Source organism: Stenotrophomonas sp. LM091 (genome assembly GCF_001806305.1).
In the GTDB taxonomy this organism is placed as follows: Bacteria; Pseudomonadota; Gammaproteobacteria; order Xanthomonadales; family Xanthomonadaceae; genus Stenotrophomonas; species Stenotrophomonas bentonitica_A.
In genome coordinates this window covers 751,902-764,239 of sequence record NZ_CP017483.1, presented here as the reverse complement: position 1 = coordinate 764,239, position 12,338 = coordinate 751,902, and the positions used below count along the sequence as shown (strand labels likewise).

Annotated in this window: 11 protein-coding genes and 1 pseudogene; 9 read left to right on the top strand and 3 right to left on the bottom strand. The window is 67.8% G+C overall.

From position 1 onward, the window contains the following. Positions 1–38: 38 nt before the first annotated feature. Positions 39–941, bottom strand: a pseudogene (gluQRS, locus tag BIZ42_RS03390) (tRNA glutamyl-Q(34) synthetase GluQRS); the annotation flags it as partial. A gap of 93 nt (positions 942–1,034) precedes the next feature. Here gluQRS and htpX point away from each other — a divergent pair. Next, the gene (gene htpX / locus BIZ42_RS03385) at positions 1,035–1,907 is read left to right on the top strand and encodes a protease HtpX (protein ID WP_019182814.1); all 873 of its coding nucleotides are present in this window, start codon (positions 1,035–1,037) and stop codon (positions 1,905–1,907) included. A gap of 113 nt (positions 1,908–2,020) precedes the next feature. Here the strand turns inward: htpX and BIZ42_RS03380 are convergent, their stop codons facing one another. Then, the gene (locus tag BIZ42_RS03380; protein WP_019182815.1) at positions 2,021–2,848 is read right to left on the bottom strand and encodes an inositol monophosphatase family protein; all 828 of its coding nucleotides are present in this window, start codon (positions 2,846–2,848) and stop codon (positions 2,021–2,023) included. 119 nt (positions 2,849–2,967) lie between these two features. On the opposite strand from BIZ42_RS03380, the gene BIZ42_RS03375 reads away from it, so the two are divergent. The 3 genes from BIZ42_RS03375 to BIZ42_RS03365 are packed head-to-tail and all read left to right on the top strand — an operon-like array spanning position 2,968 to position 6,849. Further along, positions 2,968–3,741 carry an RNA methyltransferase gene (locus tag BIZ42_RS03375; protein WP_070425553.1) on the top strand — a complete coding sequence of 258 codons (774 nt, stop codon included), beginning with the start codon at positions 2,968–2,970 and terminating at the stop codon, positions 3,739–3,741. Positions 3,742–3,793: 52 nt separating this feature from the next. Beyond that, complete coding sequence (locus BIZ42_RS03370) at positions 3,794–4,726, top strand: phosphate/phosphite/phosphonate ABC transporter substrate-binding protein (protein WP_156785683.1); 933 nt, start codon at positions 3,794–3,796, stop codon at positions 4,724–4,726. Continuing rightward, complete coding sequence (locus tag BIZ42_RS03365; protein ID WP_070425552.1) at positions 4,723–6,849, top strand: EAL domain-containing protein; 2,127 nt, start codon at positions 4,723–4,725, stop codon at positions 6,847–6,849. Before BIZ42_RS03370 ends, BIZ42_RS03365 begins: the two co-directional genes overlap by 4 nt. On the opposite strand, the gene epmB is transcribed toward BIZ42_RS03365, so the two are convergent. After that, positions 6,850–7,854, bottom strand: coding sequence for an EF-P beta-lysylation protein EpmB (gene epmB, locus BIZ42_RS03360; protein ID WP_019182819.1), 1,005 nt, complete (start codon positions 7,852–7,854; stop codon positions 6,850–6,852). It abuts the gene before it with no gap. Positions 7,855–7,980: 126 nt separating this feature from the next. Between epmB and efp the strand changes: the two genes are divergently transcribed. The 5 genes from efp to BIZ42_RS03335 all read left to right on the top strand — a co-directional run bounded on the left by efp (position 7,981) and on the right by BIZ42_RS03335 (position 12,270). Next, complete coding sequence (efp, locus tag BIZ42_RS03355; RefSeq protein ID WP_019182820.1) at positions 7,981–8,550, top strand: elongation factor P; 570 nt, start codon at positions 7,981–7,983, stop codon at positions 8,548–8,550. 226 nt (positions 8,551–8,776) lie between these two features. Further along, the gene (locus tag BIZ42_RS03350; RefSeq protein WP_070425551.1) at positions 8,777–10,120 is read left to right on the top strand and encodes a TRZ/ATZ family hydrolase; all 1,344 of its coding nucleotides are present in this window, start codon (positions 8,777–8,779) and stop codon (positions 10,118–10,120) included. A 16-nt stretch (positions 10,121–10,136) separates the two neighbouring features. Then, positions 10,137–10,868: a bifunctional 2-polyprenyl-6-hydroxyphenol methylase/3-demethylubiquinol 3-O-methyltransferase UbiG gene (ubiG, locus tag BIZ42_RS03345; protein ID WP_070425550.1), complete on the top strand. Its 732-nt coding sequence runs from the start codon at positions 10,137–10,139 to the stop codon at positions 10,866–10,868. Continuing rightward, entirely contained in the window at positions 10,861–11,544 is a 684-nt protein-coding gene (locus BIZ42_RS03340) for a phosphoglycolate phosphatase (RefSeq protein WP_070425549.1), read from the top strand. Before ubiG ends, BIZ42_RS03340 begins: the two co-directional genes overlap by 8 nt. An 18-nt stretch (positions 11,545–11,562) precedes the next feature. Beyond that, positions 11,563–12,270 (top strand): squalene/phytoene synthase family protein, encoded by a 708-nt coding sequence (locus BIZ42_RS03335; RefSeq protein ID WP_070425548.1) that lies wholly within the window; start codon positions 11,563–11,565, stop codon positions 12,268–12,270. The last annotated feature ends 68 nt before the right edge of the window (positions 12,271–12,338 follow it).

Below are 12,338 nucleotides of genomic sequence, written 5' to 3'. Positions count from 1 at the left end.
GCAGGGCCAACAAGGGGGAACAGGATTCTGCAACATCAGCGAGCAAAAGGGGCAGCCCCGTCAGCCGCTTGCCGCATGGGGATGTCGCCCGGTGGCAATCGCACCGGATCGAAGCAGGCCGCCGCCTGGTGCAGCCAACTGGAAACGTCCTCGACACCCGCGCCGATCGCCGGGTCCTGGCCGAGCTGCGCCCAGGCCCGGCGCAGGGCCGGCAGCGGGTCGGCAGGGTCGATCGGCAGAGCGGCCTCGGACTTGGAGAGCTTGCGGCCATCGGGACCCAGCAGCAGCGGCAGGTGCAGGTAGCGCGGGGTCGGCAAGCCCAGCGCCTGCTGCAACAGGATCTGGCGTGGGGTGGAATCGAGCAGGTCCGCTCCCCGGACCACGTCGGTCACGTGCTGCGCGCCATCGTCGACCACCACCGCCAGCTGATACGCCCAGTAACCGTCGGCCCGGCGCAGCACGAAGTCGCCGACCTCGGCGTGCACGTCCTGCACGATCCGGCCCTGCAGGCCGTCCTCGAACCCCACCACGCTGCCGGGCGGTACCCGCAGCCTCACCGCCGGCTGCGCGCGCGCGGCGCGGGCCACGCAGTGGTGATGGATGCCGCCCTGCGCGGCCAGCTCGCTGCGGCTGCAATGGCAGGCGAACGCCTTGCCCTCGCGCAGCAGCCGGTCCAGCGCCGCCCGGTACAGCGCGCCGCGCTGGCTCTGGTGGACGATCGGCCCGTCACTGCACAGCCCGAAGGCGGCCAGCACGGCCAGTTGGCCGTTCACTGCACCGGGCACCGTTCGAGGAGGATCGACATCCTCCACCCGCACCAGCCAGCGGCCGCCGGCATGGCGCGCGAGCAGCCAGCTGCCCAGCGCCGCCAGCAACGAGCCGGGGTGCAGCGGGCCGGTGGGCGAGGGCGCGAAGCGCCCGCAATAGGAGGAATCGGACATGGACTATGAATCGTCGGTCAGTTTGCGACTTGAATTCAAGCTGAAGTCCCCGCAGATTTGCAGTCATCAACCTCCAACGAGCGTCCTTTTCCCATGTTCAGTCGCATTGCTCTCTTCCTTCTGACCAACTTTGCGGTGCTGATCCTGGCCGGCATCGTGATGTCGGTGGCGGGCGTCAATCCCAACCAGATGAGCGGCCTGCTGATCTTTGCAGCGATCTTCGGCTTCGGTGGCTCGTTCATTTCCCTGCTGCTCTCCAAGTTCATGGCCAAGCGCTCCACCGGCGCGGTGGTGATCACCGAGCCGCGCAACCAGACCGAACGCTGGCTGCTGGCCACGGTCGAGCGCCAGGCCCGTGAAGCCGGCATCGGCATGCCCGAAGTGGCCGTTTACGACGGTCCGGAGATCAACGCCTTCGCCACCGGCGCCAACCGCAACAAGGCGCTGGTCGCGGTTTCCACCGGCCTGCTGCACAACATGAGCGAAGACGAAGCCGAAGCCGTGCTCGGCCATGAAATCGCCCACGTCGCCAACGGCGACATGGTCACCATGGCCTTGCTGCAGGGCGTGCTCAATACCTTCGTGATCGTCCTGGCCCGCATCGTCGGTGGCTTCATCGACAGCGCCCTGTCCGGCAACCGCGAAGGCGGCGGCCGCGGCTTCGCCTACTACATCATCGTGTTCGTCCTGGAAATGGTGTTCGGCCTGTTCGCCACCATGATCTCCATGTGGTTCTCCCGTCACCGCGAGTTCCGCGCCGACGCCGGTGGCGCGCACCTGGCCGGCCGCCAGAAGATGATCGCCGCCCTGGAGCGCCTCAAGGTCAACCACGGCCAGAGCACCCTGCCGACCCAGATCGCCGCCTTCGGCATCGCTGGCGGCGCCGCCAGGAAGCTGTTCATGAGCCACCCCCCGCTGGACGAGCGCATCGCCGCCCTGCGCGCTGCCAACAACACCGTGGTGTGATCCGCACCGCGATGCGCTGACCAGAACGCCCGGCTTTCGCCGGGCGTTTTTGTTCCCACACACAACAACGGCGCCCGAAGGCGCCGTCGTCATGCAGACCAGAACCAGCCCGATCAGAACTTCGCGTCGAACTCCGCCGCGTAGCCCGTATTGACCAGCACCTTCTGCAGCGCATCGCTGATCTTCACATTGCCGGCAACGATCTGCTGGGTTTCCGGACCACGGCTGTCCATGCGGGCCGGCGTGGCGCCCTTGAAGTCGCATACGCGGCCACCGGCTTCGCGGACCAGCAGCACACCGGCGGCGATATCCCACGCCTTCACGCCGGCCTCGAAATACGCATCGGCACGGCCACAGGCGACATAGGCCAGATCCAGCGCCGCCGAACCTGTGCGGCGCACATCTTCTGCCTGCACCAGCAGCGCATCGACGGCCTTCAGCTGTGCACTCGTGCGCTGGCGCTCACGCGGCGCAAAACCGGTATGGATCATCGCGCCGCCCAGATCCTTGCGTTCGGCAATGCGGATACGGCGGTCATTGAACACCGCGCCGGCACCCCGGCTGGCGGTGAACAGCTCATTGCGGAGGGGATCGAAGATCACCGCGTCGATCGGCTCACCGTTCTCGACCAGGGCGATGGAGACGCAGTAATGCGGGAAGCCGCGCAGGTAGTTGCTGGTGCCGTCCAGCGGATCGATGACCCACATGTAACGGTTGACCGACTGCACGCCACCTTCCTCACCCATGATCCCGTACTCGGGATAGGCGCGCTTGAGTTCCTTGACGATGACCTTTTCCGCATCTGCATCGACTTCACTGGCATAGTCCATGCGGCCCTTCTGCACGACGTTCAACGCCTCGAGCTTGTTGATGTTGCGCAACAGGACGTTGCCGGCGAGGCGGGCGGCCTTGACCATGACGGTGACGGCGGGTTTCTGCATGGCGAAAAGCTCCCGTAAAGGCAGAGTAGGGGTTTGGCGGGGGAAAAGAGCGGTCCCGGCGCAGAGGCCGGTCGCACAGTTTACCATTTGTCGCTGTCCTGCTCGCATTTGGCCCGTTCATGTCCGTAGAAACCGCTCCCGCCCGCATCCGCTTCGTCCTGGTCGGCACCCAGCACCCCGGAAACATGGGGGCGGCCGCACGGGCCATGAAAACCATGGGGCTGGGCCGCCTGGTCCTGGTCGCGCCCGAGAAACCGCTGGATGAAGAGGCCTTCCGCCGCTCGGCCGGGGCCGAGGATGTCCTGGGCGATGCCCCGGTGGTGGCGACCCTGGCCGAGGCCGTGGCCGACTGCCGCTTCGTGCTGGGCTGTACCGCCCGCTCGCGCCGGGTCCAGCTGGAAGAACTGCTGCCGGCCGTGGCCGCCCAGCGCGTGTTGGCCAAGGCTGTCGAACCGGCCGAAGTGGCCTTCGTGTTCGGCCGCGAGCGCACCGGCCTGACCAACGAAGAGCTGCAGCTGTGCCATGCCGCCGTCCATATCCCGTCCAACCCTGAGTTCAGCTCCTTGAACCTGGCGGCCGCCGTCCAGGTCCTGGCCTACGAAGTGCGCATGGCGATCCTGGGCGCAGCCGATGCGCCGGTCGCCGCGCCGGCCGAGCCCGGCTTCGGCGAAGCCCCGGCCAGCCATGCGCAGGTCGAAGGCCTGTTCGGCCAGCTTGGCGACACCCTGGATGAGATCGACTTCCACAAGGGCCGTGCGCCTGAATCGGCGATGCGCAAGCTGCGCCGCCTGTTCCTGCGCACCGAGCTGAGTGAACAGGAAGTGCGCCTGCTGCGCGGCATCCTGTCCGACGCACAGCGCATGGCGCGATTGGCGACCAACAAGCCTCTGTAAGCTGACGCAGTTCTCATTTTTTCGGGTAGTCTGTCTCGATTCCTTGGGGGGAGTGATGGGCTTGTCGGGACTGCGAAGGCTGCTGCAGAGCGTGCTGCTGTGTCTGGCCATCGCCGCGATGACCGGTCCGGCGTTTGCCGGACCCGCCCATGTCCTGGTGCTGGGACGGATCAGCGACGACCCCAGGTCACACTATGCGCAGCTGCAGCCCCTGCTTGATTACGTGATTCCGCGCCTGCACGACGTCGGCATCACCGAAGGCCGGATCCTGATGGCGCGCGATACCCAGCAGATGGGCAGCTACCTGCGCCGCGGCCGCGTGGACTGGGTGACCGAGACCTCCGGCACCGCCGTCGCATTGGGGCTGCGCAGCGGTGCCAGGCCCTTGCTGCTGACCGAACGCAGCGGCGTGCGCGAGTACCGCACCGTGTTCTTCGTGCGCCGCGACAGCCCCATCCAGACGCTGGAAGCACTACGCGGGCACACCCTGGCCCTGCAGAACACGGCCTCCACCAGCGCCTATCTGGTGCCGGTGATGACCCTGTTGCAGCACGGCGAGACACCGGAGATTCTCTCCTCGCTGGGCGATGTCGCCGCCCCGGACACCGTCGGTTACGTCTTCGCACGGTCGGAAGCGAACATCGCCACCTTCGTGCACAAGGGCCTGGTGGATGCCGGTGCGGTGAGCAGCGTGGACTGGTCTGATGGCAAGCGCATTCCGGCCAACTTCCTGCGTGATTTCCGGGTCATCCATCGCACCGAACCGTATCCGCGTGCGGTGGAGATGGTGCGCGAAGGGCTGGATCCGAAGGTGCGCGACCGGCTGCAGCAGGTGCTGCTGGATGCCGCATCCGATCCCCAGGCGCAGCCGGCATTGAAGACATTTTTTGGTACTTCCGGGTTCCACCGGGTGGATGCGCAGATGCAGCACCGGCTGGATGAATTGAAACAAGGCTTGACGCGCGTGCGGATGGAAGTGGAATGAGTCGCTTGGGTTCGGGAATGCAGGCCCGCTTCGTGCTGGCGATGGGCGGCGCGATGCTGGTCGTGGTGGCGATCGTGGCCGTGGTGCTGGGGCGCCAGGCGACGATGCAGGACGAGGTGCAGCATCTCAGCGGCACGGTCATCCATGACCTGTTCGACCGCAGTGTGCGCAGCCGTGGTGAAGCACTGGCCCGCGAGTTGTCCGATGCGCTGGCCAACCCGCTGTACTACAACGACCTGGAGCAGGTCGGGGCGCTGGTGCGCAACACCTCCCGGCAGCAGGTGGTGCGCTATGTGCTGGTGTTCGACGAGAACGGCCGGCTGATCCACGACGGCACGGTGGACGTGCTGGAGTTCGGCCAGCCGATGACCGACCCGCTCGCCGCCGGTGCCGCCGGCGCGCGCGAGCTGGTGGTCCAGCAGTCGCCCAAGGTGCTCGACAACGCGATGCCGATCATGATCGGCAACCAGCGGATCGGCGGAGTGCGCGTGGGCATGGCGCTGGACGATGTGCAGGCCATGGAGCAGCAGGCCAACCAGACCCTGGGCGACCGCCTGCAGCAGGTCGGCAAGCGCCACCTGGGCTGGCTGCTGCTGATGCTCGGGCTGCTGGTCGGGATTGGTGCGGTAGTGATCATCTACGTGCAGCGCACCCTGGTGACGCCGATCCGCTGGCTGGCCGGGGCGGCGCGCCAGATCGAGGCCGGTGACTACACCCTGCAGATGCCGGAGATCCGGCGCCAGGATGAAGTCGGTGAGCTGATGCGTGCATTCGGTCGGATGAGCCAGGCGATCGCCCGGCACGACCGCGAAGTGCGGCACATGGCCTATACCGATGCCCTGACCGGGCTGACCAACCGGCTGGCATTCCGCGAGGCGCTGGACCACCGGTTGATGGCCGCGCGGGCCTCCGGCCACCGGCTGGGCCTGCTGTTCGCGGACATGGACGACTTCAAGCGCGTCAACGATACGCTCGGCCACGAGGCCGGCGACGAGGCGCTGCTGCAGTTCGCCCAGCGCATCAGCGCGGCGGTGGCCCAGGCCGGTGGGGACGAGGCGCTGTTGGCGCGCTTTGGCGGCGATGAATTCGTGATCCTGATCGGCGAGGGCGATGTCGCCGCCGGCGCCCGCGAACTGGCCGAGATCCTGGTGCGCGAACTGGGCAAGCCGCTGGTGGTGCAGGGCCGGGAGCTGTTCCTGGGCTCCTCGATCGGCGTGACCCTGTTCCCCGATGACGCTGCCGACGCCACCACGCTGCTCAAGAACGGCGACATCGCGATGTACCAGGCCAAGATGGCCGGCAAGAACTGCTACCGCTACTACAGCCGGGCAATGGACCATGCGGTCGAGCGCCGCGTGCACATGGAGCAGGAGCTGCGCGGTGCCTGGGAACGGGGCGAGCTGCGGCTGGCCTACCAGCCGATCTTCCGCACCCGCGACCGCCGCATGGTCGGCGTGGAAGTGCTGCTGCGCTGGCAGCACCCGACCCTGGGCACGATCCCGCCGTCGGTCTTCATCGAAGTGGCCGAGCAGAGCGGGCTGATCGAAGTGATCGGCCCCAAGGTGCTGCGCGCGGCCTGCACCGAGGCGGTGCAGTGGCCGGTCGGGGGCGATGGGGAAGGGCTGTTCGTTTCGGTCAACGTCTCCCCGCGGCAGTTGCGCGGCGGCGAACTGCCCACGCTGGTCGCCGACTGCCTGCGCGACACCGGCCTGCCGGCCTCGCGGCTGCACCTGGAGCTGACCGAAACGGCGGTGATCGGCGATGAAATGCTGGCCGCCGCCCTGCTGGACAAGCTGCACCGGACCGGCGTGAAGGTGTGGCTGGACGATTTCGGGACCGGTTTCTCCGGCCTGAGCCACCTGCGCCAGGTGCCGGTGGACGGGGTCAAGATCGACAAGAGTTTCGTGGCCGACATGCAGCGCGATGCGGACGACCTGGCCCTGACCACGGCCATCATCGCCATGGCCCATGCCCTGGGGATCACCGTGGTGGCCGAGGGCATCGAGCAGGAAGTGCAGTTCGACCTGCTGGCCCAGCGCGGTTGCGACCTGGCCCAGGGTTACTGGCTCAGCCATCCGGTCAGCGCGACCGATGTGGTGCAGCTGCTCGAATCGGGCAGCTGATCAGACCGGGCGCTTGCTGCTGTCGCCGGAGATCTCGCGGACCAGCTTGGGCACCAGGTAGCCGGACAGGCGCGCGGTGAGTTGCGCATGCAGGTCCTTGGCGGTGTCGTCGGCCACTTCGAAATGGGCCACGCCCTCGACCCGGTCCACCTGGTAGAGGTAATAGGGCAGCACGCCGGCGGCGAAGCTGCGCTCGCTCAGTGCCTGCAGCGCCTGGATCGAATCGTTCACCCCGCGCAACAGCACCGCCTGGTTGAGCAGGGTGGCACCGGCCGCGCGCAGGCGCGCCATCGCGGCATCCACCGACGCATCGAACTCGTTGGCATGGTTGGCATGGATCACGAACGCCACCGGCCACGGCAGCGAGGCGATCCACTGCACCAGTTCGTCATCCACGCGTTCGGGCAGGACCACCGGCAGGCGGCTGTGGATGCGCAGCCGGCGCAGGTGCGGAATCTGCTTCAGCGCCGCGGTCAGCTCGACCAGCTTGTGCGTGGCCAGCGACAGCGGATCGCCCCCGGACAGGATGACCTCATCGATGTCCGGGTCCTGGGCGATCGCGTCCACCGCATCGCGCCAGCCCTCGCGGGCGGCGTTTTCGGTGCCGTAGTCGAAATGGCGGCGGAAGCAGTAGCGGCAGTTGATCGCGCAGCTGCCGGTGGTGACCAGCAGGGCACGGCCGCGGTACTTCTGGATGACCCCGGTGGCCTTCTTGGCCGCACCGTCGCCGACCGCATCCAGGCTGAAGCCGGGCACGACCTTCAGCTCGTCGGTGATCGGCAGAACCTGGCGCAGCAGGGGGTCATGGCGGTCGCCGTGGCGCATCCGGGCCGCGAAGCCCTGCGGTACGCGCACCGCGAACTGGCCGGCCGCCTCATCCGAGACCCCCAGCGCCACCGGATCCAGCCCCAGCTGCCGCAGCAGCTCGCGCGGGTCGCGGATCGCCTCGCGCCACCGTTGCTGCCAGCGGACGGGGGCGGCCAGGGGCGTGGCGGAAAGCTGCATGGAATGGGGGCCTGCGGTTATCATGTGGGTCAGAAATATCGAGTCACCCCACCGGTGTCGGTGGGATTTCCCATTCTATCCGGCTCGCCGCGCCTGCGCGGCGTTTGCCCATTCAGGAGTTTCAGCATGGCCACTGTTGGCATGAACGACGTCAAGAACGGGATGAAGATCCTGGTCAACAATGAACCAGCGGTCATCACCGAGACCGAATACGTCAAGCCGGGCAAGGGCCAGGCCTTCACCCGCATGAAGTACCGCTTCATCAAGTCCGGCCGCGTGGTGGAAATGACCATGAAGGCGACCGATGACGTGGAGAAGGCCGACGTCGTGGATACCAACATGGACTTCATGTACAGCGACGGCGAGTTCTGGCACTTCATGGACCCGGAATCCTTCGAGCAGGTCCAGGCCACCAAGGCCGGCATGGGCGGCGCGGAGAAGTGGCTGAAGGGCGAAGAGTCCTGCATCGTCACCCTGTGGAACGGCGAGCCGATCTTCGTCCAGCCGCCGAACTTCGTCGAGCTGAAGATCACCGAGACCGATCCGGGCGTCCGCGGCGACACCTCGGGCGGCGGCGGCAAGCCGGCCACCCTGGAAACCGGCGCGGTGGTCCGCGTGCCGCTGTTCGTCAACCAGGATGAAATCATCAAGGTCGACACCCGTTCGGGCGAATACTCCGCACGCGCAGGCAAGTAATCCGGGTACGCGGCAGCGCATTCGCGCTGGCGCTCCCACGATCCGCGCTGCGGATCGTGGGCCCCGACTCACCAGCACCCATACCCCGCCGCTTCGCGGCCGCCCCTGACTCAGGGGCCAGTCCTCCAGAAGCATCGCGGTAGCCGTCCAGTAGGGGCCGGTCTTCTGAAGGTTCGAGGTAGGCCCTGCCGCAGGCTGACCTGTTTCTCCAGCAAAGTGAGTCCGCATGACCGACACCGCCCGCATTCCCGAAACCTGTGACCTGCTGATCGAAGCCGGTTACGTGGTCCCGATCGAACCGCATGCGGTGGTGCTGGAAGACCATGCCGTGGCCGTGCGTGGCAGCGAGATCATCGCGATCCTGCCGCGTGCCGAAGCACGCGAGCGCTTTGCGCCGAAGCAGACCGTCTCGCGCCCGGAGGCGGCGCTGATGCCGGGTCTGGTCAACGCACACACCCACAATCCCATGACCCTGCTGCGGGGCGTTGCCGACGACCTGCCGCTGATGGTCTGGCTGCAGCAGCACATCTGGCCGGTCGAAGCGGCGGTGATCGGGCCGGAGTTCGTGGCCGACGGCACTACCCTGGCGATCGCCGAGATGCTGCGCGGCGGTACCACCTGCGCCAACGAAAACTACTTCTTCTCCGACGTCCAGGCCGCCGTCTACAAGCAGCACGGGTTCCGTGCGCTGGTCGGTGCGGTGATCATCGATTTCCCGACCGCTTGGGCCAAGACCGACGACGAGTACTTCGCCAAGGCCGGCGAGCTGCACGACCAGTGGCGCAACGATCCGCTGATCGGCACCTCGTTCGCGCCGCACGCGCCGTATACCGTCAACGACGCCAATTTCGAACGCGTGCGCATGCTGTCCGACCAACTGGACATGCAGGTGCACCTGCACACGCATGAAACCGCGCAGGAAATCAGCGACTCGCTCAAGCTGCACGGCCAGCGCCCGCTGGCGCGCCTGGACCGGCTGGGCCTGGTCAACGACCGCCTGATCGCCGTGCACATGACCCAGCTGACAGAGGCCGAAATCCACCTGTGCGCCGAGCGCGGCGTGAGCGTGGTGCACTGCCCGGAATCCAATCTCAAGCTGGCCTCCGGCTTCTGCCCGGCCTGCGCGCTGCAGCGTGCTGGCGTGAACCTGGCGATCGGCACCGACGGCTGCGCCAGCAACAACGACCTGGACATGTTCAGCGAGAACCGCACTGCGGCGATCCTGGCCAAGGCCGTCGCCAATGACGCGACCGCGCTGGACGCGGCCACCACGCTGCGTGCGGCCACGCTTGGCGGCGCCCGCGCGCTGGGCTTCGGTGACCGCATCGGCTCGATCGAAGTCGGCAAGCAGGCCGATCTGGTCTGCGTGGACCTGTCCGCACTGGAAACCCAACCGCTGCACCATGTGCTCTCGCAGCTTGTGTATGCCGCCGGCCGCCATCAGGTCAGCGATGTCTGGATCGCCGGCCAGCCCAAGCTGGTCCAGCGCGAACTGGTCGGCATGGACACCGCGGCGATCGTCGCCAACGCGCGCCAGTGGCGCGAGCGTATCCGACACATCCGTGCTTGATGCACCAAGGATCCCCATGAACACCCCCCATGCGTCCACCAATTTCGATCAGGCCGAACTGGACAAGTTCGCCGCCCTCGCCAACCGCTGGTGGGACGTCGACGGCCCGCAGAAGCCGCTGCATGCCCTGAACCCGGTGCGCCTGCAGTACGTCGCCCGGCGCGTGACCCTGCGCGGCGCCCGCGTGCTCGATATCGGCTGCGGCGGCGGCCTGCTCAGCGAAGCGCTGGCCAAGGAAGGCGCGGACGTGACCGCGATCGACCTGGCCCCGGAGCTGGTCAAGGTCGCACGCCTGCACGGGTTGGAGACCGGCGTTACCGTCGACTACCGCGTGCAGGCCGCTGAAGACCTGGCCGCCGAACAGCCGGGCAGCTTCGACGTGGTCACCTGTATGGAAATGCTCGAGCACGTGCCGGACCCGGGCGCGATCATCGCCGCCTGCCACCGCCTGCTCAAGCCCGGCGGCCAGCTGTTCCTCTCCACCGTCAACCGCACCCCGGCCGCGTTCGCCGTGGCGATTGTCGGCGCCGAGTACGTGGCGCGGTTGCTGCCCAAGGGCACGCACCACTACCAGGATTTCATCAAGCCGGCCGAGCTGGGCAAGTGGCTGCGCGAGGCCGATTTCAACCTGCGCGATGTCAGCGGCATGGCCTATGAGCCGTGGCGCAACCGTGCCCGCCTGAGCACGCGCACCGACATCAATTACCTGGCCCACGCGGTCAAGCCGGACGACGTCGCACGTGTCTGAGGCCGGTTTCCCGCCGGCGGTGCTGTTCGATCTGGACGGCACCCTGCTGGACAGCGCGCCGGACATGCTGGCCACCGCCAATGCGATGCTGGCCGCCCGCGGGCGCGCGCCGATCACCCTGGACGCGCTGCGCCCGGTGGTCTCCAAAGGCTCGCGTGCGATGGTCTCGGTGGCGTTCCCCGCGCTGGGGCAGGTCGAGCGCGATGCGCTGGTGCCGGAGTTCCTGGAGCGCTACGAAGGCCTGATCGGCCAGCACGCCGTGTTGTTCGACGGCATCGCCGGCATGCTCGAGGCGCTTGATGCGGCCGGCTGTGCCTGGGGCATCGTCACCAACAAGCCCGAATACCTGGCCCGGCTGATCGTGCCGCAGCTGGGCTGGGAACAGCGCTGCAAGGTGCTGATCGGCGGCGATACCCTGGCCCAGCGCAAGCCGCATCCGCTGCCGCTGCTGGTCGCCGCCGAACGCATGGGCATCGCCCCGGGCACCTGTGTCTATGTGGGCGATGACGAGCGCGACATCGTCGCCGCCAACGCCGCCGGCATGGCCTCGGTCGCCGCGTTGTGGGGCTACCGGCTGGACGCCGACGATCCGCTGGCGTGGGGTGCCGACACCCTCGTCGCACTGCCCGAACACCTGCAACATGCCAAGGCGTGGCCGCTTCCGCGCACGCTCTAGCCTTTCAAGGAATACATCGTGAGTACTTCCAGCGCCCTGGACAGTTTCCTGGACAAGTGGCGGACCCGCTGGCCCGAGTGGCAGGTGGCCGAACGCTTCGTTCCCGAGCGCCAGCGCACCCTGGTGGTGGCGTGGTTCTCGCTGCTGCAGGAGTTCGACGACATCCTCAATACCGCCGGCGACCCGATGCCCTCCGACGCCAAGCTGGCGTGGTGGGGCGAGGAACTGCGCAGCTGGTCCGTGCAGCGCTCGCGCCATCCGCTGGGCCGGGTGCTCGAGCCGGTCCGCGCGCCGTGGGCGCAGCTGGCAGATACCCTGCCGGACCTGATCGAAGCGCGCGCGGTACCGGTTGATCCGGCCCAGGCGCTGCGGTCGTTGCAGGCCTATGCGGCCGCAGTGGCCGCGGTGGAAGCGGTGATGTTCCAGACGCCGGCGCGTGGCGATGTCGCCACGCCGGTGCTGGTGCAGACCCTGGCCCAGCGCCTGCACGAGAGTGGCGTCGCTGCCATTCCGCGTTCGCTGCTGGCCGAGGACGACAGCGCCGCGCCACGCCGGTGGGCGCAGCAGCTGCTGGCGAAGTGGCCAGCCCGGGTCGCAGGCCCGCGCCCGCGCCGTCTGTACGCCGCCCTGGCGCGCGCCCGGCAGAAGACCTGGGCGCAGGACCGCCAGTACCAGGCCACGCCGATGCGTACGCTGTGGCTGGCCTGGTGGGGGGCGCGCGGCTGACTGTTTCTGGTGGGTGCGGACCTTGGTCCGCACGCTCTGTGCGACCGTGCCGACCAGGATCGGCACCT